Source organism: Streptomyces sp. NPDC047000 (genome assembly GCF_040644295.1).
GTDB lineage: Bacteria > Actinomycetota > Actinomycetes > Streptomycetales > Streptomycetaceae > Streptomyces.
The window spans coordinates 182,761-204,126 of the sequence record NZ_JBEYWE010000010.1; the positions used below are offsets into that span (position 1 = coordinate 182,761).

At 71.1% G+C, this 21,366-nt stretch carries 15 protein-coding genes and 2 pseudogenes; 5 read left to right on the plus strand and 12 right to left on the minus strand.

Going from position 1 to position 21,366, the window contains the following annotated elements; all coding sequences use genetic code 11:
• Positions 1-394: 394 nt before the first annotated feature.
• From ABZ862_RS18480 to ABZ862_RS18510, 7 genes and pseudogenes are all read right to left on the minus strand, one after another.
• Positions 395-961, minus strand: coding sequence for an SMI1/KNR4 family protein (locus tag ABZ862_RS18480; protein ID WP_360959244.1), 567 nt, complete (start codon positions 959-961; stop codon positions 395-397).
• Positions 962-1,009: 48 nt separating this feature from the next.
• Positions 1,010-1,836: pseudogene (locus ABZ862_RS18485) on the minus strand (transposase family protein).
• A 198-nt stretch (positions 1,837-2,034) separates the two neighbouring features.
• Entirely contained in the window at positions 2,035-2,556 is a 522-nt protein-coding gene (locus ABZ862_RS18490) for an SMI1/KNR4 family protein (protein ID WP_360959246.1), read from the minus strand.
• A gap of 13 nt (positions 2,557-2,569) precedes the next feature.
• Positions 2,570-4,180, minus strand: a complete 1,611-nt coding sequence (locus tag ABZ862_RS18495) for an RHS repeat-associated core domain-containing protein (protein ID WP_360959377.1) — start codon at positions 4,178-4,180, stop codon at positions 2,570-2,572.
• Positions 4,177-5,676 carry an ISL3 family transposase gene (locus tag ABZ862_RS18500; protein ID WP_360959248.1) on the minus strand — a complete coding sequence of 500 codons (1,500 nt, stop codon included), beginning with the start codon at positions 5,674-5,676 and terminating at the stop codon, positions 4,177-4,179. The genes ABZ862_RS18495 and ABZ862_RS18500 overlap by 4 nt, the downstream gene beginning before the upstream one ends.
• A gap of 162 nt (positions 5,677-5,838) precedes the next feature.
• A complete protein-coding gene (locus ABZ862_RS18505) occupies positions 5,839-6,459 on the minus strand; it encodes a TMEM175 family protein (protein WP_360959250.1) in 621 nt (206 codons plus the stop codon).
• Positions 6,460-6,691: 232 nt separating this feature from the next.
• On the minus strand, positions 6,692-7,567 hold the full coding sequence (locus ABZ862_RS18510) for a hypothetical protein (protein WP_360959252.1): 876 nt from the start codon (positions 7,565-7,567) through the stop codon (positions 6,692-6,694).
• Positions 7,568-7,773: 206 nt separating this feature from the next.
• Between ABZ862_RS18510 and ABZ862_RS18515 the strand changes: the two genes are divergently transcribed.
• The 3 genes and pseudogenes from ABZ862_RS18515 to ABZ862_RS18525 all read left to right on the plus strand — a co-directional run.
• Positions 7,774-8,205 carry a hypothetical protein gene (locus ABZ862_RS18515; protein ID WP_360959254.1) on the plus strand — a complete coding sequence of 144 codons (432 nt, stop codon included), beginning with the start codon at positions 7,774-7,776 and terminating at the stop codon, positions 8,203-8,205.
• Positions 8,202-10,094: an SMI1/KNR4 family protein gene (locus ABZ862_RS18520; RefSeq protein ID WP_360959256.1), complete on the plus strand. Its 1,893-nt coding sequence runs from the start codon at positions 8,202-8,204 to the stop codon at positions 10,092-10,094. The genes ABZ862_RS18515 and ABZ862_RS18520 overlap by 4 nt, the downstream gene beginning before the upstream one ends.
• 230 nt (positions 10,095-10,324) lie before the next feature.
• Positions 10,325-10,438, plus strand: a pseudogene (locus tag ABZ862_RS18525) (DUF6408 family protein); the annotation flags it as partial.
• A 376-nt stretch (positions 10,439-10,814) separates the two neighbouring features.
• On the opposite strand, the gene ABZ862_RS18530 reads toward ABZ862_RS18525, so the two are convergent.
• Entirely contained in the window at positions 10,815-12,704 is a 1,890-nt protein-coding gene (locus ABZ862_RS18530) for a DUF2075 domain-containing protein (protein ID WP_360959257.1), read from the minus strand.
• Positions 12,705-13,180: 476 nt separating this feature from the next.
• Between ABZ862_RS18530 and ABZ862_RS18535 the strand changes: the two genes are divergently transcribed.
• A complete protein-coding gene (locus ABZ862_RS18535; protein WP_360959379.1) occupies positions 13,181-13,927 on the plus strand; it encodes a Type 1 glutamine amidotransferase-like domain-containing protein in 747 nt (248 codons plus the stop codon).
• A gap of 37 nt (positions 13,928-13,964) precedes the next feature.
• Here the strand turns inward: ABZ862_RS18535 and ABZ862_RS18540 are convergent, their stop codons facing one another.
• Positions 13,965-15,881, minus strand: a complete 1,917-nt coding sequence (locus ABZ862_RS18540; RefSeq protein WP_360959381.1) for an ABC transporter ATP-binding protein — start codon at positions 15,879-15,881, stop codon at positions 13,965-13,967.
• 296 nt (positions 15,882-16,177) lie between these two features.
• Between ABZ862_RS18540 and ABZ862_RS18545 the strand changes: the two genes are divergently transcribed.
• Positions 16,178-17,128, plus strand: a complete 951-nt coding sequence (locus ABZ862_RS18545) for a lysylphosphatidylglycerol synthase transmembrane domain-containing protein (protein WP_360959383.1) — start codon at positions 16,178-16,180, stop codon at positions 17,126-17,128.
• A gap of 68 nt (positions 17,129-17,196) precedes the next feature.
• On the opposite strand, the gene ABZ862_RS18550 is transcribed toward ABZ862_RS18545, so the two are convergent.
• From ABZ862_RS18550 to ABZ862_RS18560, 3 genes are read right to left on the minus strand one after another with little or no spacing between them, the layout of a single operon-like run.
• Positions 17,197-18,459, minus strand: coding sequence for an NAD(P)/FAD-dependent oxidoreductase (locus ABZ862_RS18550; RefSeq protein WP_360959259.1), 1,263 nt, complete (start codon positions 18,457-18,459; stop codon positions 17,197-17,199).
• Positions 18,456-19,892: an FAD-dependent oxidoreductase gene (locus ABZ862_RS18555; protein WP_360959261.1), complete on the minus strand. Its 1,437-nt coding sequence runs from the start codon at positions 19,890-19,892 to the stop codon at positions 18,456-18,458. The genes ABZ862_RS18550 and ABZ862_RS18555 overlap by 4 nt, the downstream gene beginning before the upstream one ends.
• Positions 19,889-21,331, minus strand: coding sequence for an FGGY family carbohydrate kinase (locus ABZ862_RS18560; protein ID WP_360959263.1), 1,443 nt, complete (start codon positions 21,329-21,331; stop codon positions 19,889-19,891). The genes ABZ862_RS18555 and ABZ862_RS18560 overlap by 4 nt, the downstream gene beginning before the upstream one ends.
• Positions 21,332-21,366 lie beyond the last annotated feature (35 nt).

The following is a 21,366-nucleotide window of genomic DNA, read 5'->3' on the forward strand; positions in this document are numbered from 1 at the left end:
CGACTATGCGCAGGTGAGGGGTGGTGTCCCTGACGCTCGGAAACTCGGTCGAGGGCATGCGGTGAGCCCACAACTGACTATGTGAATCAAGGGCAGTTACGCAGGGACGAGGCAGCGCGCCGGACACACCGAAGCGTGTCCCCGCGGGCCTCGTACCGCCCCGCACGCATACCGCGGCCCGAAACGTCCCGGACATCTGCCGCGACGGGTCCGGGCGCGGCATGTCTGGAAACCGTTCCCGCGGACGGTGGCCGGGAGCTGCGCGGCCCCGACATGCCTGAGGACGGCGACGAGGACGATGAGTGAGCCGCCCCGGGCACGCCGCCGGCCCAGGCGGGCGGCGTGCTCAGCGCCGCCGTCAGAAACGTGACCGTCCGGTGCCGGGACAGAACACCTAGCCCTGCGTGAAGCGCACGCGTTCTCGCAGCACCGCGCGGGCGCCGTCGAAGTCGGCCAGGCGGGCCGCGACCGTGGCGAGGGCGAGGCATTCCGGGAGGGCGGCGGAGAACGGGCTCGAATGCCGGCCGGTGATGACCGCCAGGAGGAATTCCGCCATGCCTCCGTCGAACGACGACCAGGATCTGGTCTGATGGTTCTTCACAGCCACGGACCACTGATCCGGATCCTCACTCCTGAGCACCCAGAAGGCGTCGTCGCCGTCCGGATCGGATGCCCAGCGGATCAGTTTCTCGGGGCCGGGGTAGGGAGGGTACGGGTAGGGGTGCTCCGAGTTCTCCCCAGTCGATGGCTCAAGGTCATCGAGCAGATCTCCGTAAAAGGAGTCACCCGTGGGCGGGATGGAGATCCCCAGGTAGTCGTCGAGGGTGCCACCCCCGTAGACGGAGACGAAATCGCGGTAGTCCTGCGGGAAACAAAGGCCGCACCGGTCGTAGATCGCGTCCCAGTCGACCATGTCGCCGCCGTCCGCGGGCGGCTTCACAAGACGGCTCAGCGCTTTCACAGCCCAGTGAGCCTTTGCCAGTAACGGATCGTGACGTTCTGCGATCGATCAGATGGTGCGGTCGTACTCGAGTTGGAGCAGGACGAGGGCTGCGGCGGCGATCTTCGTGATGCGGCTGGGGTCGGGGCTGACCCTGCGCAGGGCCTTGAAGGTTGCCTTGAGCAGGGAGTTTGCGCGCTCGCAGACGCCGCGGATGCCGCGGATGACCTTGTTGTAGGTCTGCTGGACCTCGGTCAGCTCGCCTCCGGCGGGCTTCTTGTGCGGGTGGCGGAAGCCGTTGCCGGCGTTCTCGTAGGCCAGGTCGACGAGGGTCGGCATGTCCAGCTCGGCGGCGATCCGGTTGAGGGCGTCGATCAGACCGTGGTGGCGGGCGCAGGTGGTGTCATGCTCTCCGCCCGGGCGGACCGGTGAGACCCAGATCGGCCAGACGTCCGGGGGGAGATGACCGGCACGTTCCCGCCATGGTGCTTGTGTTTTCCGGACCACCACAGGTCCGCGCCGTTGGGGCCGGGGGCGGCGACGCGGTCGGTGCGGATGACGGTGCCGTCGAGGTTCAGATGCGTCAGCCCGGCCGCCTTCGCGTGCTTCAGCGCGGTCGCGAGGTCCGGCGCCCCGGCCGCCAGAACGGTCAGTCCTTCATGGAGGTAGCGGTAGGCGGTGGAGGCCGACAGGTTGTTGTCGCGGGCGAGTTGGGACAGGCGGGCGTTGTCGATGAACCAGCGCAGGACGAGCACCGCCTGGCGGAAGCAGCCCAGCGCACGTCTGCCCCTGCGGGTTCCGGCCGCGATGCGGTGGTCCCGCAGCAGCCGGGCCAGATGCTCGGCAGTGGACCGCTTCACATCGAGCACTGCGGTGTATGTGACACTGGTCGACACGTGAGGCCCCTCGGTCAGAACAATCCGTCGCAAGATCGTTCCTATCAGGGGCCTTACGCCTGCCCGGACTTGAGGACTGCACGGGCGGCAGCGCAAGCATCGCGATCACAGCGAGCGACGGGCGCTTACCGGGAAAGGCTCAGTGCATGGTGTCCTTGTGCAGATCCGGCCGGCGATGTGGAGTGCGAATATCACTGTTCAGCTCAGCAGTTCGAAGAACGGGCGATCGGGCGCGAAGTTGCGAGAACACACCGTCACGTCCTCACCCCTGAGGTAAGCCAGCAACCACTCACCGAATGTCATCTCGTGGAGCACCCACGCCGGGCTGTCAAGCTCCTGGACCAGGACGCGCCACGGCGAGGAAGGACCGTCGGGAACGCGGAGGAAAATCCATTCCCCCGTCGTGGCCGACGCCACCGGCATCAGCCCACCGGGGTTCCCCCCTGCCGGACTCGGCAGGTACTCCGCCATGTCTTCCTCACGGAAAAGCTCAAGATCACCTCTGATGGATTCCCTCAAGTTGTGCAGAAGATGGCCGGCGGGATGCTCCAGATACAGTTGATTGTTGATCTGGACCGAACCGTAGGCATCCACGATCTCACGGAAGTCCGCCGGGAATTCGATTCCGAACTCCCTCTCCATTTCGCTCCATGGTGCCGGATCCGTCCAGTTGAATCCAGGTTCGCCCAACAAGGCTCGAATCTCTGCAAGTGTTGCCATCACTTGACCCCTTCTAGCATGTCGAGCCGATGCCGGTCCTGGAGTTGACCACGGTGCATGAATAGGTGTCTGTGATCCTGCCCCCGGGTCCGTACACGGCCATTCCCACCTGGATGGTCGTCGGCACGGCCGAATGAGTGTCTCCGTACACGGGAACGACCGACATGAACAGCCTGTTGTTCCTATTCAGCGCCTTCCATCCGAAGGCTTCCACCTTGCTCGCCATCCGAGCATTCGCCCTGGCGTTCAAAGCCACCAAGTTGCGGACATCCTCGCCGGTACCCTTGCCCCAATAACCTATCAGGTGGCCGGCCTGCGGCCTTCCGCCGCCCGCCCTGATCTCTCCCATTCCATCCGGCTCGACGGACGGTTCACATTCGGGGCACTTCGGCAAACCGCCGGCTCCGGTCCGTGACCTTCGATCGCTCTTGGTGAGGAATGCGATGGCACCCGTCGCCCTGCATCCCTTGGTCCCCTGATGGTCCGTGTACTCTTCGAGACCGCCGTAGATCCGCCCCCCGTCGATCAGGGGCAGCGCATCGCACGAACTGCTGCGCCCGTCGTCATCGTCGTATCCAGCGCAGCCACCGGTGGACACGCAGACGGCCGCCGTAGTGAGTCCCGCCGCGACGGCCGAGGCCGCGTTGCGTGCCGAGTCACTGATATTGATCTGCACGGTCGGGGGTTCGCCGGCAGCCGAGATCGAGTGGACCTTCAAGGTCGACTTACCGATGGACGCGGTGATCTTGACGGCATGGGCACGGATCGCCGCGCGGCGCGCCGCGGCGGCGGCTGCCGCAGCGGCGGCAGCCCTGGCCGCCGCGGCTGCCTGTTCCGCGGCGCTGACGCCGCTGCCCCCGCCGCCGCAGTAGTAGCAGCTGCCACCGCCTCCGGAGCCGGATCCCGAGGAGGAACGACCGCTGCTGCGCGAGGAACTGCTGGAACGGTTCTGGCAGGCCAATGACCAGTAGTCGACGCACTCGCCGGACGTGGTATGGCCGGCTGCGCTGGAGCTTGCGGCGTGGGAGTGGCTGTGCGTGGTGGAGCCGGACGAGCTGTAGGAGAGCGAGCCCAGCGCGTTCGACAGGCTGTTGGTGAGGCTGGAGCAGTACTCGACGCAGATGTTGTAGAGCGTGTCGGCCGCGGCGGCTGCGAGGAACGCCTCTCCGATGCACAGGTCCTCGAAGCAGTGCCCGCTCGGGTCCGTCCCGGTCAGCGGGGTGTCGTTCGCGTAGGCGTAGTCGTTCGCGGCGACGCTGTCGCCGACCGCCGGGTTGTCGACGGTGTCCGCCGAGTCGAAGGTACCCGTGCCGGGGCTGTACCAGCGGGAGCCCATGTTCACGTTGCCCGTCGCCGGATCGGTGTACTCGCTCTGGTATCCGACACTGCCGGTCAGCGTGGAGGCGGTAGCGGTGCCCCACGGATCGTAACTGGCGGATCCGGTCAGCGTGTTACCGGTCGCCGTGAACTGCCCGATGACGTCTGTGTGCAGGTCGGTCCAGGCCAGGGTGGCGCCCGCCGTCGAGGACTCGCCGGTGAGGACACCCGACGGGTCGCGGCTGTAGGGGGTCTGTACGGTGAGTGGGTCTGTTCCGTAGTCGGTGGTGACGGACGGTGTGGTCAGCCCAGGAGGATGCGGTGGCGGAGAAGGGGAAAGCTCGCGCGGCCGTACATCTGGCGCTTGATCAGCTTGGTTTTGTTGTTCACTCCTTCCGTGCCGCCGTTGTGGTGCGGCAGGGTGAGGGCGGCGTCGACTGCGGCACGGTCCTTCTCGAGGCCCCGGGTGAGGGCATGCAGATGGGGCAGGTCCTCGGCCCGGGCCGAGGTGATCCGGGTGCTCAGCAGGGTGGCATTGCCGTCGGCGGGCTCCAGCAGCGCGGCGAAGTGGTGGATGAGGTCGGCCGGAGCGGTCGTCTCGTGGCAGGCGGTGCGGGCGGCCTCGATACGTTCCCGCTGGTGGTCCTTGAGGCGGTCGGGGCGGGTGAGCAGGTAGCGGGCCGGGCGCCGGGGCGAGAGGGCGGGCCGGTCGGCCTCGACACGGCCCTGGTTGATGTAGCGGACCAGCAGGTTCGAGCTGCCGGTGCAGCCCAGCTCCCTGATCTCCTTCAGGAGATGGGTGACGGGGACGGCAGGGTCCTCCGGTCGGCGCTTGCGCAGATGATCGCGGTAGGGATCCACGAGGGTGGGCCGGTGCTCGGGGGCGCGGACGAGGCGCTCGGGCTCGGCGACACGGTCATGGCGCTTGACGGTGTTGAGAGCCAGGTTCAGGCGCCGTGCGCACTCCGGCAGGCCGACTCCGCGCTCGCGCAGGGCGTGGACCTGCTGCCGGCGCTCGCGTGTGGTGGCGGCCTGTCTCCCCTCGGCCGGGGGCGGGCCCGCTTTCGCCCGGCAGGTGCTGTGCGCGGCGACTTCTTTGCGGACCGCCTCGGCGAGGTTGTGCCACAGGTGCCGGCGGTCGCTGATCTGGACCGCGTCGGGCAGGGCCCGGCGGACCGCCTCGGCGTAGGTGGCCGGTCCGTCCCGGCACACCGCCTCGACGCCCGGACGTCCGCGCAGCCAGGCCTCCGAAGTGGCGGCCTCGCGGCCGGGCAGTACCTCGATCCGCTCACCGGTCTCGGCGTTGACGATGACCGTGGCACAGCTCTGCCGGCGCCGCAGGGCGAAGTCGTCGGCCCCGATCACCCGCGGGATCCGCGCCACGGGCACGGGCACACGCCGCAGCAGCCGCAGGGCGGAGGCGTACGACACGGCCAGCGATCGGGCGAGTCGGGCGGACGCCCGGCCGCACAACTCCTTGACCAGCTCGGAGAGCTGGCCGGTCAGACGTGTGGTGCGGCGCTGACGGCGCTCCGGGAGCCCGGGGACCTGCTCGCGGAAGGTCTGCCGCCTGCAGCCCAGGACCGGACAGACCAGCCGTCGTATCCTCACCCGGACCACGACCTGCCGGCCGTCGACCGGCACATCCCGCACCGTCCGGCCGTGATACCCGTGGACCCTCCCCGTCACGACCCCGCACACCGGACAGGGAACAGGAACATCCCGGGTCCGAGCCGTAACCCGGACTATCCCGCCACCGTCCGCCACATCCTCGATGACCAGCGCCGACAACCCCGAAAACACCGTTCCTACAAGCGTGTTCGCATCATGCACGCTCAATGATCACAGACGAGCACACACCGTCACCACCGACTACGGAACAGACCCACTCGCTGGACAGACCCTCGCCGGCTACCTGAACCGCCTGCCGAATCCCAAACCCTGGAAATGCAGCTTTCCTGAGACTCAGGACACTGGGCGGCGCCGGCGCAGTCGGCCGAGAACCAGCCTGACGGGGACCAGGGCGAGCCAGCACCATTTGGCGCCGAAGGGTGTGACGAAGGCCAGCGGAATTGAGACGAGGAGGATGAGGATCGTCGTGCCGAAGTCTGCGGCGAGCAGCCGCACGCCGGGGGCCGACTGGGTGCTGCGGAGCAACTTCGGGCGGCGTGCGACATACAGCAGCAGGCTCAGGTGCACGGCGTCGACTGCAGCGACGGCACCTGCGTAGATCGCCACCGCTTGTGGCTGCCCGCCGTAATCCGCCAAAAGCGTGGTCGGAAAGGGCATCAGGGCAACGAGTCCGAGACCCAGCAGAGTCAGCCGGATGATTACCGTGTCCACTGCGACGACGTTCCCGAAGATCCGCCGGTGGTCGCGCCAGAGGGCAGAGATCACCACGAAGCTCAGCGCATATGCCAGTAGGGAATCGACCGATTCCCGCAGGGCCTGCCGAAAGGCGGAGGGGTCGAGCCCCTGGCGGACGCCGATATCAAGCACCAACAGGGTGATGGCGATTGCGAATATCCCATCGGCCAGGGCCAGCAGACGGTTTGGTTCGTCGGTCGTCGCCCCGAAGTCACTCATGTTCGGATTCTAGTGTCCTGAGTCTCTACGATTTCTTCGACCGGGAGATCGTCCCCCTGGCCCCGCTACGGGTGTCCGGTGCTCCGACGGGTTCTCGCGGGTCGCGGTGATCAGCGAGACGGGGTGACGAGCGAGCCCTCATACCTGCCAACAGATCACCGCCCCCGCGGCGATGACAAGAAAGCCCGCCGCATCGGCCATCCCTTCGGCAGTCAGGAGGGCGCTCACGGCGTCAGGACCTGGGTTCCTCCAGCTCGGCGGCAGTGGTGTCCGCGGCGTGCCGTTCGGCGTGCGCCGAGGCGAAAGACTCGTGGTCCTCCACGGCTTCAGCGTCCACGACTTCCCCGTCCATCACCCGGTGCGACGGGTCCGCCAGGGGCAGGCCGACAAGGTGTTTCTTGAGCCTCTTGGCCATCGGGAGGTAGGTCGCAAAGGTGAGCCCGCCGGAGACGGCAGCTCCTACGAGGGGGATGGCCTTCGAGACGGCTTTCGCAAAGGACTGCTTTGTCATCTGGACGCCGAGGTATGCCGCGACCTTTTTCACGATCGGGTAGACGACACCCTGGGTGAGTGCCTTCTGCGGGAGCTTCTTGGCGACCTGCTTCGACATCATCCCGGCGACCTTGCCCACAGCGGCGTTCGCCGACTGGGTGCCGAACATCACGCCGAAGAACAGCGTGAGCACCCCCATGGTCGCGTCATCGACGTCATCACCCTCGTCGGAGAACAGATCGGGCCAGCTGTAGAGGTACGCGAGTTTCTGCGCGATACGCACCATGTGGCCGAAGTACTGAGCCATGTCGGCGGGCACCGTGGCGGGAAGGGCGAGGATGCCGGGTATGCCGGCGGCGGCGGAGAGAGCGCTGACCTTGGCGGTTTCGTAGCGGATCGAATCGTTGGCCACCTTGTCGAGCACCTCGGAAGCGATGCCCGCCGCAGCGGGCGTCTCTTCTATCGCTCTTCGGATGTCGTCCTCGGAACAGTGACGAGCCAGCGCACTGCGGAGGTACGCCTCCCTGGGGACACGCACACCCGGAAGCTTCGCTGCCGCCAGCAGCACCGCGGAGAAACGCGACTCGGGGTTTTCGACCTCTTTACCCTGCTTCATGGCAAGAACCTACCGTAGGTCCGTACTACCAAGGCCATGTTCTGTCAGCTCCGTTGAGACCTCGTTATACGAGTGCCGGTGACGTACGGGCCGGCGCGACAACCGGCGAGCAAGGAGCCGAGGCTGCTGAAAGTGATGCGGAGACGGGGTGCGCAAGGCACTCGACAAGCAGACGCCCGCCGGAAGGCCCTGCCGGCCTGATCACGGTGAAGACGACCGCGGCCGAGACGGGCACGGCGGCCACGACCGTGGTGGACGCGAGTCAGCAGTTACCCACGGGCGCGGACACGAGCGGAACGGAACCGGCCGCGCTCACTGCGGCGACCGCCTCCGGTCCCGACGACGTGGCCCCGCTCACCTGCGGCGACGGCGGCCCGGAATCCCAGTGCCTGACCGCTGGCGGAGCCGACGTGTACGGCCCCGTCCTCGCCATGGAGGCGCCTTGCATAGGTGAGCGTAACGACCCCAAGCGCCAAGCCATCCAGCCGAGTGCGAACATGGTCGAGTGGGCCGTGGACCAGGCCGTGCACGGTGATCTCACCACCACCCGCCCGGCGAACCGGCATGACACGGGCCTGCCCGGCTTCTCAACCCTTGAAACGTCGTTGTCAGTGGCCGGTGAAACCATCCAGGCATGAGCGTTGAATCTTTCAACTGGCAGCATTTCCTGCGGTATTGGCAGGAGGAGTGGGTTCCGCGCGCGGACCGGGACGTGGACGGCGGGCAGGACGCCGTTGTCCTGGGCAGGGCGGGTGCGGACGAGGCGGTGATCGCTGGGGCCGAGGAGCGGCTGGGGCGACGACTGCCGCCTTCGTACCGGGAGTTCCTGGCCGTGAGCGACGGGTGGTACGTGGAGCAGATGGCCGGTGTCCACCGGCTCGGCGGCGTCGCGGACATCGACTGGTTCCGGGATCCGTTCGGCATGGCCCCGCTGTACGGGGAGGGGCTGGGCGACGACCCGCGCGAGGAGGACGTCCTGCTGGCCGGGATGTGGCAGCGGGCACTGCGATTGGAGACGGACTCCGACATGTCGAACGCCCTGCTCGACCCGGGTGACACCGACCAGGACGGCGAGTGGGCGCTCTACCTCTACAAGGGCTGGAGCGGCGAACCGCCGGAGCGCTACCCGTCGTTCCGCGCGTACATGGAAGCGATGTACCGCGGCTTCCACGCCGTCCGGGCGGGGCAGCCCGGCTTCGTGAACGCGACCACCCGGGCCCAGGACGCCCGCGTGGAGGAGGCCCGTGTGCTGGCCCTGCGCGGACGCCACGAGGAGGCACTGTCGCTGCTGGAGGAGGCGATGTCCTTCGGGCGGCCGCACAGCGCCGTCCTGCTGGACCAGCTCCGGTGCCTGCCGGCTCCGCGGGGCCTACGGCTGCACAACGCTCTGGTGGCGGATCCGCGTTACCTTCCCGAGCTGCTGCCCGTGCAGGCCCTGACCGCGGCGGACGATCTCGGCCGGCCGGACGGGGACGACCTCTGGCTCCGGAGGATGACCGCCCGTGGGGTGGCCCGGGATGCCGCCGAGGCCGTACTGAGCGCGATGCGGGACGGCACCCATCGGTACGCGCCTCCTGGTCCGTGGGGCAGGGCCGTCGCCGAGGCCCGGGAAGCGGCCCGCTGGGGGGCGACCGGCGCCGCATGGCGGGTGCTGCGGGACGCGTTACCGCACTGGGAGGCACCCGGGCCGTTGCTGATCGCCCCGGTGGGCCTGCTCGCCGATACCGTCCTGGGTCCGCTGATCACCCCGGAGCGCGGGCGGGAGATCCTGGCCACGCCGCGGTCGGGCGAGAAGGGACCTGCCGCCGAGCCGGTGCCTGATCTCGACCCACCGGGCCTCGTCTGGCTGGCGGAGTCCCCCGCGAACCGGCAGCCGTTCGAGGGGTTCCGCTGCCTGTGGGTCGAGGGGGTCGAGCCCGCCCGCCTGCCCGCCCTGATCGGGGAGGAGGGCGCCGCACTCGGAGCGCCCGCCGATGCGCGCCGGGTGCTCTGGCGGAAGTGGCGGCCTCAGCAGCGGGAGGACGCGGAACCGTGGGAGGACCGGACACTGGTCGCCGTCGGCCGTACTGCCGAAGGGTGGGCCTTCGCCTTCGACGGCTACTCTCGCCGCCACCTCGGCCAGCTGTTCCTGTCCCCTGCCGCGGCAGCCTCCTCCTCCGGTCGCGCGGTAGTGGTGTGGCAGGAGACTCGGAACACCCTTCCGAACGACCGTCCGGCCGCGTTCCACCTGTCGGTGGCCGAACATGGCGAGGAGATCTACGCGTTCACCGTGCGCGGCACCGAGATCCAGCGCTCCGGCGCGATACCCGAGGCCCTGGACCCCGCACGGCTGTTCCGCACGGAAGACACCGAACCGGACCGCAACAAAATCGTGCTGGAGGCCCTGCACACCGAACTGGGCCTCTCACTGCCCTGCTTCGCGCTGACCCGAGGCAGGCTGCACACTTTCACCACCCGTTCCTGGACCCGGGCACCCCGCGCGGGCGAGCGATTCGTCACCCTCAGCTTCGGACGGCACCGGCCCTGAGCACCGTTGACCCGTTCGAGTTCAGTGATCAGGCATCGGCAACTTCGTTCTGTATTAAGGTCGTTCCCCGCTACCCGCCTTCCCGGAGGGTACGTGGGCGGTGTTCCGGTGCCGGTTCTCGGTCGTAACGCTGTGAGTGGTTTCCCTTGCGCGTTTCGCGCGGTGTGAGTGCGGATGCCCGGTAGGGCCGTCCCTGCCATTCCCTGCTCACACCGAGGAGTGGTTTCCTGATGAACCCCGTCGAGTACAGCACCGCACGTCGTGACCGGTTTCGCGAGATGCTGGCCGACGTCGCAGTGGGAGTCGTCGTCGACCTGTTGGTGACGGCTCTGGTCGCGGCAGCGCGCCTGGTCTTCTGGCGCAGACAGGTGGCGGGTCCGGGGAGCCCGCCACCCCAGGTCTACGGGCGGCCGGTCACCACAGCTGGAGATCCGGCGGCTGCCGGTCGGAGCGGTTGCGTCGGCGGCGGGCACGGCGTGCGCCTCGCCGGGGTCTGGGGAAGCCCGTCGGGCCGCATTCCGGTACCGGGATCTCAGGAAGGCGGTCGCCCGGAGAGCGGCCGTCCGTCCGCGTGCCGCGCCGTTGCGGGGGCAACGTGGCCGGATCGTCCGGTCGGTGGCGGATTCCCTGCCGACGGGCGGCCGTGCGGCGGGCGGGGACGGTGCGCGCACCTGGGGCCCGCGCGAGTACCGGTGCGTCGCCCCGGCCGCCGGCCCGTCGTCAGGCCCGCGCGGGTTCGTGCACCGGTCGGGTCCCCGCCAGCTCGCGCAGCTTCTCGCGCGTCTCGGGGTCCGTCGAGTACACGATGGTGCCGACCATGCCCCGGGTCAGGAGCACCTTGTACGTGTTGCGGATCAGGCGGTCCACGTCGGCGTCCGGGGTGGCCTTCTTGAAGACCGGGTCCTTCGACGCCGTACGGTCCGTGACCCAGCGGTCGCCGCGCCAGAGCAGATCGGGGCCGATGATGACGCCGGACCAGTCGTACTCGAAGCCCTGCGCCGTGTAGACACAGCCGACCTGGCCGAAGCCCGCCGGGTCGGTGGCCCACAGGGCGGCCGGGGGCGCGCCGGAGACGGAGCGGTCGCCTCTCAGGTTCCAGGGGCGGGCCCAGTCGCCGATGACGACATCGGGCGGGAGCGGTTCGCCGGGCCTGGGTTCGGGGGACCAGCGCCAGCAGTAACCGGCGGACATCCGGGCGCCGTAGCCCTGGGAGCGGCATGCGTCGAGAAACGCTTCCAGTTCCCCCGGGGTGTCGGCGACAAGCAGCTGCATACGCCCGTCGGGCTCCCATTCGACCGCGCCGCCGGGTTCGAGGCCGAGCAGCCGTACCACCCAGCGCAGATAGGCGTCGCTGCCGCCGCAGCGGAACTGGCTGTCCAGCGGGACCACATGGCACGGGATGTCCCGTCGCGCCGCCGCCTCCTCGATGTCGGCCACGGTGCCCATCTCGCCCGGCCGCACGACCTGGTGCTCGTCGAGGAAGAACACCGGCACATGGGCCACGTCGATGAGTTCGTCTATCTGCGCCCTGCCGGTGCGGTGCGCGGCGGGGGTGTAGCGGTTGGCCGAGGTCTCCCGGATGCGGTGGGCCTCGTCGCAGATCAGCGCGTCCAGACTGTTCGCCTCGGTGGCCATGAAGCTGTTGAAGTACTTGAACAGGTCCTGGACCTCGCGTCTGCGCGCCCCGGCGACCTTCCGCATCGTCTTCGTGAAGGACTGCGAGCCGGTGGCGTGCAGCGCTGTCGTCCCTCGCCGGTACAGCTCACCGAGCAGTTGGAGCGCGATCACGCTCTTGCCGGTACCGGGGCCGCCCGTGACGATGACGACCTCCTTGTGGTCGGCTCGCTTCGCCTTCTCGACGGCGTTGAGGACCAGGCGGTAGGCTACCTGCTGCTCGTCGAGGAGCACGAACTGCGTGCGTTCCCTGACCTCTTCGGCGGCCACCGCCATCAGCTGCCTCGACGGGACCGTGACCCCGGCGCACAGTTCGTCGGCGGCGCGGGCGCCCGGATGCCGGTCGCTCAGCCGCGTGCGGAGGTGGTCGAGGAACGCGCCGCGGCGCTCCCCGGTGAACAGCAGCCCGCGGGCGTCCCGTTCGATCTCCCTGAGCCCTGACACCCCGAACTCGGTGGCGTTGTGCAGGAACGCCACTCCGGTGACGCGGTCCGCGTGCTCGGACACCGCGCCGTTGAAGTTGACGAGGTACTCGCAGTAACGGCGCACCTGCTCGACCGGGTTGAGGACCGGGTGGGCGTAGGCGTCGACGTGGCACAGCACGGGGTCGTCCTCGTGGGGCAGCGCCTGGCTCCACTGCTTCAGCTCCACGACGACGTACGACGGTTCACCGGTGACGGGGTGCACCCCGGCGAGCACGGCGTCGCAGCGCTTGCTGTTCAGCGGGAGCGCGTACTCCAGCATGACCTCCACGTCGCCCAGACCGGCGTCGTTGAGCGCGCCCGTCAGGGCGGGGATGCTGCGCTCCCAGGAGCGCACCTCCGACGCGCCGGGGCGGTAGCCGTGCCTATGGACGAACTGGTCGGTGAGATGCAGGAACAGCGAACCGTCGAGCGCCATGACGGCGACCGTTCTGGCGGACGCACGCAGCAACAAGGACTTCCCCCGGGCAGCACGAAGTGACTCGTGCGGGTGGGGGCATGTCCTTCGAGACTCCACCGAGGTGGAGCGGAAGCCCGTCGGGCCGCGTTGACGACGTGATCGAGACTACCGGGCCGGGGCGATACTTCGTTCGCCGGGAACAGGTTGGACAGGGCACGCATGTGGGGGGTCCGAACCCGTGAGGACGCACTCCGGCGAGGACGGTCTGCGTGGGCTCTGCGGCGACCGGGTGATCGTCAGGGGGCTGTGAGGTCGGGCGTGCGATGCCACCTTCACGCGTTGCAGTTCTCTCCAGCAACCCCGCTTCGCTCAAGAAGCGCCACGAAACCCCAAGCCCGCTCATCAGAGCCTTCCCAGGCACAGTCGTGACCTCATCGTGGCCGTTGCTTTGCGCAGGATCAGGTTCGTTGCTCTATTGAGCGTGGGATCATGCAGGTGAGAGATCGACTGGGAGGAGGCACCCGTTGTCGGTGCATCTGATAGGTGGCGGTTGGCAGCCCGAGGCCGTGGCTGCGGTGTACGGGGCGTTTCTCGAGGAGGCGGGGCGCCGGGGTTCCGGGGGTGACGGGCCGGTCGTGGCCTGTGTGCTGGTCGAGGAGGGGGACGGGGGCGCGGCAGCGGAGTTCGAGCGGTACGACTCCGTGCTGCGGTCCGTCGCACCGTGCCGGCCGGTGCCGGTCGTCGTGCCGGTCGGGGGCGTGTTCGACCCCGGTGCGCTGCGGGACGCCGATGCCCTGCTCGTGGGCGGTGGGCTCACGCCCGCCTTCCAGGAGGCCTTCGGCCCGGTGCGGGACGAGGTGCGGGAGCTGGTGCGGACGCGCGGGCTGCCCTACGCCGGGTTCTCCGCCGGGGCCGCCCTCGCCGCCGAGTCCGCGCTGGTCGGGGGATGGCTCAGCAAGGGCGTTCCGGTGTGTCCCGGCGATGCCGCCGAGGACCTCGAGGAGGTCGAGGTACGGGACGGGCTCGGGCTCCTGCCGGCCACCGTCGATGTCCACGCCACGCAGTGGGGCACCCTCGGCCGGCTGATCGAGGTGGTCCGCAGCGGCGGGGCCCCGCAGGGCGTCGCGATCGACGAGGGCACCGCGCTCGTCGTGGAGGACGGGCACGGCACCGTCGCCGGCACCGGGCGCGTGCACCTCGTACGGCCCGCCATCGCCTCCTCCGAGGGCACCGTCACCGTCCGGGCCTACGGGACCGGGGAGACGTTCGCCTTCTGATCGTCCCCGTCCCCGTCCCCCGTACGGCCCACACTGCTCACGCCGGTTCCGCCAGCGCCGTCGGTTCCGGCAGCACGTCCGCGTCCGTGAGCGGCGTGCCCGCTTCCGCGAACTGGGTGCGGTACAGCTCCGCGTACCGGCCGTCCGCCGCCAGCAGTTCCTCGTGCGTGCCCCGTTCCGCCACCCGGCCCGCCTCGATCACCAGGATCTGGTCCGCCGAGCGGATCGTGGACAGGCGGTGGGCGATGACCACCGCCGTGCGGCCCTCCAGCGCCTCCGTCAGCGCCTCCTGCACCGCCGCCTCCGACGTGTTGTCGAGGTGGGCCGTGGCCTCGTCGAGGACGACCACGCGCTGACGGGCCAGGAGGAGGCGGGCGATGGTCATGCGCTGGCGTTCGCCGCCGGAGAGGCGGTAGCCGCGTTCGCCGACGACGGTGTCCAAACCGTCGGGCAGGGAGCGGACGAGGTCGTCCAGACGGGCCCGGGTCAGCGCGTCCCAGAGTTCCGGGTCGTCGGCCTCGGGGCGGGCCAGCAGCAGGTTCTCGCGCACCGTCTCGTGGAAGAGGTGGCCGTCCTGGGTGACCATGCCGACCGTCGCCCGCAGTGAGGTCGTCGTCAGGTTCCGTACGTCCTCGCCGCCGATCCGTACGGCGCCGGAGTCGACGTCGTACAGGCGCGGCAGCAGCTGCGCGATCGTCGACTTGCCCGCGCCCGAAGAGCCCACCAGGGCCACCGTGCGGCCGGGTTCCGCGCGGAACGAGATGCCCTTCAGGACCTCCGCGCCGCCCCGGTCGTCCAGGACCGCCACCTCTTCGAGGGAGGCGAGGGAGACCTTGTCCGCCGACGGGTACGAGAAGCGGACGTCGTCGAACTCCACCGCCACCGGGCCCGCCGGGACCTCCACCGCCGCCGGGCTCTCCTCGATCAGCGGCTTCAGGTCCAGTACCTCGAAGACCCGCTCGAAGCTGACCAGCGCGCTCATCACCTCCACCCGCGCCCCCGCCAGCGCCGTCAGCGGTGCGTACAGGCGGGTCAGGAGCAGGGCCAGGGACACCACCGCGCCCGGCTGCAGGGTGCCGCGCAGGGCGAACCAGCCGCCGAGGCCGTAGACCAGGGCCAGCGCGAGGGCGGACACCAGGGTCAGCGACGTCATGAACACCGTCTGCGCCGTCGCCGTCCGGATGCCGATGTCCCGCACCCGCGCCGCGCGCGCCTCGAACTCCGCCGACTCCTCGTCCGGGCGGCCGAACAGCTTCACCAGCGTGGCGCCGGGTGCCGAGAAGCGCTCGGTCATCCGGGTGCCCATCTCGGCGTTCAGCCCCGCCGCCTCGCGCTGCATCCGCGCCATCCTGCTGCCCATCCGGCGGGCGGGGATCACGAACACCGGCAGCAGCACCAGGGCCAGCAGCGTGATCTGCCAGCTCAGGGTCAGCATCACGATCAGGGTGAGGATCAGGGTGACCACGTTGCTCACCACGCCCGACAGCGTGTTGCTGAACGCCCGCTGCGCGCCGATCACGTCGTTGTTGAGACGTGACACCAGCGCTCCCGTACGAGTACGTGTGAAGAACGCCACCGGCATCCGCTGGACGTGGTCGAACACCGCCGTCCGCAGGTCGAGGATCAGGCCCTCGCCCAGCGTCGCGGACAGTCGCCGTCCCAGGATGCCGAGCGCCGCCTCGGCCAGCGCGATCAGTGCGATCAGCAGTGCCAGCCGTACGACGGTCTGCTCGCTGCCGTCCGACACGATGGCGTCCACGACGTGGCCCGCGAGCACCGGCGTGGCCACGGCCAGCAGCGCCGTCACCACCCCGAGCGCCACGAACCGCGCGATGCGCATCCGGTGCGGGCGGGCGAACGCGCCGATGCGGCGCAGCGTCGCGCGGGCGAAGGGGCGGCGCTCCTGTTGTGCGGTCATGACGCTGTGCAGCTGCGTCCAGGCCGTCGTCTCCATGCTCATGCGATGCAACGTACGACCTCAAGCGTCGTTGAGGTCAATGTTCCGTCCCTTTGCCCTGTCCCGGCCTTCCTGTCCGAAGGGATCCCATGCGTCCGCCGAACGGTCTCCTGACCCCGCCCCCGCCGCTTCCCCCGTCTCCGAAGCCGACCCCGCCTGCCCAGCCGCTTTCCGGCCGTAACGCGCCGGTCCCGCCGCCGCAACCCGCCGTTGGCGCGGTGCGGAGACCCTCTTCGGATGTGACCGCTCTCCCCCAGCCCGCTCTCCCCCAGCCCGTCCTCCCCGGGCCCGGCCTGCCCCGGCCCGGCCTCCACCGTCGCGTCCCCGTCCGCAAGGTGCTCACCCTGGTCCCGCTCCTCCTCGTCGCCGTCGTCGCCGTCCGGCACCGCTCCGTGCTGGTCGAGGGCTTCGGGCAGTTGCGCGGCGCCGAGTGGCCGTGGCTGCTCGCAGCGGGCGGCGCGACCTGTCTGACGTGGGTCGCCGCCGCGTTCACCCGGCAGGGCGCCGTCGTCCAGCCGCTGCCCAAACGACGGCTGCTGGTCACCCAGTTCGCCGCCGGAGCGGCCAACCACCTGCTGCCGACCGGGCTCGGCGCGAGCGCCGTCAATCTGCGCTTCATGACCGTGTGCGGGGTGCCGCTCGCCCGTTCCTCCGCCGCCCTCGCGCTCTATCTGCTCGCCGAGAGCGTCACCCGCGTCGGGCTGCTGGCCGTGCTGCTCGTCGTCTTCCCCGACGCGCTGCGGCTCGGCGGTCTCCTCCCCGCGGGCCTGTCCGGGCCCCTGCTGGGCGCCGCGGTCGCGGTGCTCGTCGCCGCGGTGGCCGCGCTGGTGCTCGTACGGCGGCTGCGGGCGGCCGTGACCGGCTTCCTGCGGACGGCGCTGGGCGAGGCGCGGTCGGTGCACACCCGTCCGGCGCGGGCGCTGGCACTGTGGGGCGGGTCGCTCGCCTTCCCGGTCCTCCAGGCCGCCGGTCTCGCCGCCGTCGGGACGGCGCTCGGTCTTCCGGTGCCGCCCACGCACATGGCGCTGGCGTATCTGGCGGCGACCGTCGCGGTGGCGCTGGTGCCGACCCCGGGCGGGATCGGGTCCGTCGAGGCGGCGCTGATCCTGGCGCTGGTGGCGGCGGGCGGGCCGGTCGCCCTCGCCACGGCGGTGGTGCTGGCCTACCGGATCATCACCGTGTGGGTGCCGCTGGTCCCGGGGGCGCTGACGCTGGGGGCGCTGGTGCGGTTCAAGGTCATCTGAGGCGGCCCGTCCGAGAGGACACGGGTCCGGCGGACCGGTCCGGCCCGCCCGCTCCCCCACGGCCCGGCTCACTCCGCCGCGACCGTCACCCGTACCTCCGGGCCCTTCGGGTCGACCAGGGCCGTCCAGCGCGCCGGGAGCCGCAGCGGGCGGTTGGGCAGGACCGTGCCCCGGTGGGAGCGCTCGGTGTGGAGGAGCCGGCCGTTCTGGGTGACGTGGAGGACGGGCCGGGTCAGCGGTACGGCGGTGCGCAGGACGTACGGGAGGTCGTCGGCCGGGGTCACCCGGTGCGGGGCGATCCAGCGCAGCGGGGGCTCCGGCACGATCGGCACCGACTCGGCCCAGTCCCCGTTCACCAGCCACTCCAGCACCGCCCCGGCCGCCCGGACGCCCTCCCGGGCGGCGGTGGCCGCCGGTTCGGCGGGGTGCAGCAGGCTGCCGGCGGCCAGGACTCCGGGGCGGGAGGTGTGCAGTTGGCCGTCCACCGCCGGGGAGCGGGTGCCGGGGTCCAGGGTGAGGCCGGTACGGCGGGCCAGTTCGTGGTCGGGGACGAAGTCGCCGGTGAACACCACCGTGTCGCAGGGCAGTACGGTCGTACGGCCGTCCCGGTGCCGGACGCGTACGCCCGACAGGCGCCCCTGGCCGAGGAGTTCGGTGACCGTGGTCCGGGTGAGGAGCGGCACGCCCCGGACCAGGCGGGCGTACCGGGCGAGCGCCCGGTCGGTCTGGGCGTCCGGCAGCTCCGTCACCATGGCGACGACTTCGGCGCCCGAGGCGCGTACGGCGGCCGCCGCCGCGTAGGAGACGGTCTCCGCGCCGATCACCACGGCCCGGGTGCCGACGCGCTGTCCGTGCAGATGGACCGCCTGCTGCAACTCGCCCGTCGTGTAGACCCCTTCGGGGCGGGTGCCGGGTACCAGGCGTGCGGCGCGGGGGCGTTCGCGGGCGCCGGTGGCGAGGAGGACCGCCCGTGCCGTGATCGCCTCGGGGCCGCCGGGGCCGACCGTGGTCAGGGTGAGGGGGGCTTCCCAGTCGAGGGCGGTGACGCCGGTACGGAGGGTCGCTCCGGCGTGTACGGCGGTCTCGGCGAGCCGGCGGGCGTACGCGGGGCCGGTGCGCGGGCGCGTCCAGGGGCCGAAGCCGCTGTGGGCGCAGTGTCGCGGGACTCCGCCGGCCTGCTGCTCCCGCTCCAGCACCTCGACGCGGGCGACTCCGGCACCGGCCAGCCGGGTCGCGGCGGACAGGCCGGCGGGTCCGGCGCCGATGATCAGGACGTCCACCGTGCGTGCGGGGGTCGTGCTCGCGGGGCTGACGTCGCTCACGGGTCTCACGGCCGGGCCTCCTCGAACAGGTTCCGTACCGCCGCGCCGCAGTAGAAGCCCTGGCAGCGGCCCGCGCGGGCCCGGGTGCGGCGGCGCAGCCCGTCCACGCTGCGCGGCGGGATCGTACTGGCCAGGGCGTCGCGGATCTCGCCGCGCGAGACGCGCTCGCAGTGGCAGACGAGGGTGCCGTACGCGGGGTCGGCGGCGATGAGGGCGGCCCGCAGGTACGGGCGCGGTGTCGACTCGCCGAGCGCGGGCATGGTGACCGGGGCGAGGGCGGTGCGCGGGCCGGGGTCCAGGCCGGTGCCGGTCAGCAGGGTGGTGACGTGGGCGGCGACGGCCATGGACGCGGTGAGTCCGGTGGAGCGGATGCCGCCGACGGTGACGTACGCCTGCCCCGGGTGCGCGGTGATGCGGTAGTCGTCGTGCTCGGTGGCGGCGCGCAGCCCGGCGTAGACGGCGGTGACCTCCTCCTCCAGCAGGGCGGGGAGGATGCGGCGGCCCTTGGCGCGGAGGGCGGCGACGGCGTCGGCGGTGGAGTGGGTGGCGGCCTTGTCGGTCAGGTTCTCGGCGGTGGGGCCGAGCAGGACGTTGCCGTGGACCGTGGGAGCGACGAGGACGCCTTTGCCGAGGGCGGTGGGGACGGGCAGCAGGATGTGCCGTACGAGGTCGCGGGCGGCCTTGTCGTAGACGATGAGCTGTCCGCGGCGCGGGGTGACGGTGAAGTCGTCGTGGCCGAGGACGCGGTCGAGGGTGTCGGCGTGCAGTCCGGCGGCGTTGACCGTCCAGCGGGCGCGGAGGGTGCCTCGGGGGGTGGTGAGGCGGTGCACGCCGTCCGCTGTACCGGCGTGCGTGACCGGGGAGTTGAGGTGCAGGTCGACTCCGGCTCGGACGGCCTGGGTGGCGTAGGCGAGGGTGGTGGTCCAGGGGCAGATGATGCTCTCGCCGGGGACGTGGAGGGCGCCGAGCGCGCCGGGGCCGAGGTGCGGCTCGCGGGCGTACAGCTCGTCGATGCCGAGGAGCCGGGTGTCCCGGTACTCGTTGCGGGCGGCCTTCTCGGCCAACCGGGGCAGCGCGGCGAGCTGTTCCTCGTCCCAGGCGACGAGGAGGGCGCCGGTGCGTTCGACGGGGATGCCCGACTCAGCCGCGTAGGCGGCCAGTTGGCGGCTGCCCTCGCGTACGAGGCGGGCCTCCAGGGTGCCGGGGGCGGCGTCGAAGCCGGTGTGCAGGATCGCCGTGTTGGCCTTGGAGGTGCCCTGGCCGACGTCGTCCTGGGCCTCGACGAGGGCGATGCGCAGGCGCCGGTGGTGGGCGAGTTCGCGGGCGATCGCACAGCCGACGACACCCGCGCCGACGACCGCCACGTCGTAGACCGCCGCGGGCAGCGGGCCCTCGGCGGTGACCTCACCCGTGGTGGCCGGGTCTGCGCTGCGTTCCGTCATACGGCCGCTCCCTCCAGCATGCTCGCCACCGCCGCCCGGAACCGGGCCCGCCGTTCGGCGGCCGCGTCGGCCGGGACGCGCGGTTCGTAGACGGCGGCGGGTTTCCCCTCGGGCAGGACGTCGGCCGGCGTCAGCCGTGGATCGGCGCCGAGCCGGGCCAGGGCGCCCACGCCGAGGGCGGTCGCGTCGGGCAGCTCGGACACCTCGACGGGGCGTTGCAGCAGGTCGGCCTGCGTCTGCATGAGCAGTGCCGAGCGGGTGAGGCCGCCGTCGACGCGCAGTACGCCGAGCGGGGTGCCCAGGTCGGCCGCGGCGGCGTCGGCGAGTTCGGCGACCTGGGCGGCGAGGCCCTCGCACAGGGCGCGGACCAGGTGTCCGGGGCCGGTGTCGAGGCCGAGGCCGGTGAGGGAGCCGCGCAGGTCGCCGCGCCACCAGGGGGCGGCGAGTCCCGCGAGGGCCGGTACGAAGGTGACGCCGCCGCTGTCCGGTACGGTGCCGCCGACGCGGTCGAGGTCGCCGGGGCCGCCGATGACGCCGAGGCCGGTGAGCCAGCGGACGGCGGAGGCGGCGGTGTAGACCTGGCCGTCGAGGCAGTAGCTGGTGCGCCCGCCGAGCCGCCAGGCGACGCAGCCGACCAGTCCCGAGGAGCTGCGGCGCGGGGTGTCGCCGGTGTGGGCGAGCAGGAACGCCCCTGTGCCGTAGGTGCACTTGGCGCCGCCGGCGGCGGTGACGCGCTGGGCGAGGAGGGCGGCCTGCTGGTCGACGACGAGTCCGGTGACCGGGATGTCGTAGCCGAACACCTTTGTGGTGCCGACCGGTCGGGCGGCGTCGACGACCTCGGGGAGGTGTTCGGCGGACAGACCGTACAGGTCGAGTGCGCGGGGCGACCACTCGGCCCGGTCCAGGTCGAGGAGCTGGGTGCGGCCCGCGGTGGCGGCGTCGGTGACGTAGGCGTCGCCGGTGAGGCGGTGGACCAGCCAGGCGTCGGAGGTGGTGACGACACCGTCGGGGGTGAGCCGGCGCCTGATCCAGGCCATTTTGGGGGCGGCGAAGTAGGGGTCCAGGGGTAATCCGGTGAGTTGGCGTAACTCGTCGGCGTGATCAGCGAGTTCGGTGCAGACGGAGGCGGCGCGGCGGTCCTGCCACACCAGGGCGTCGGTCAGCGGGCGGCCGGTCGCCCGGTCCCAGGCGAGGACGGTCTCGCCCTGGTTGGCGAGGCCGAGGGCGGTGACGGGTTCGCCCGCCTCGGCGAGCGCGCGGTGACCGGCGGCGACGACGGAGTCGTAGAGCCCCTGCGGGTCGGCCTCGACGCGGCCGCCGGGCAGGTACCGGGGCCGGACCTCGGCGAATCCCGTACCGATGACGCCGCGTTCGGGGCAGATGACGAGGGCCTTGGTGCCGGACGTGCCCTGGTCGACGGCGAGCACCGCGCTGGTCATCGAGTTCCTCTCCGCGCCCTCCCGGGCCGGCCGGC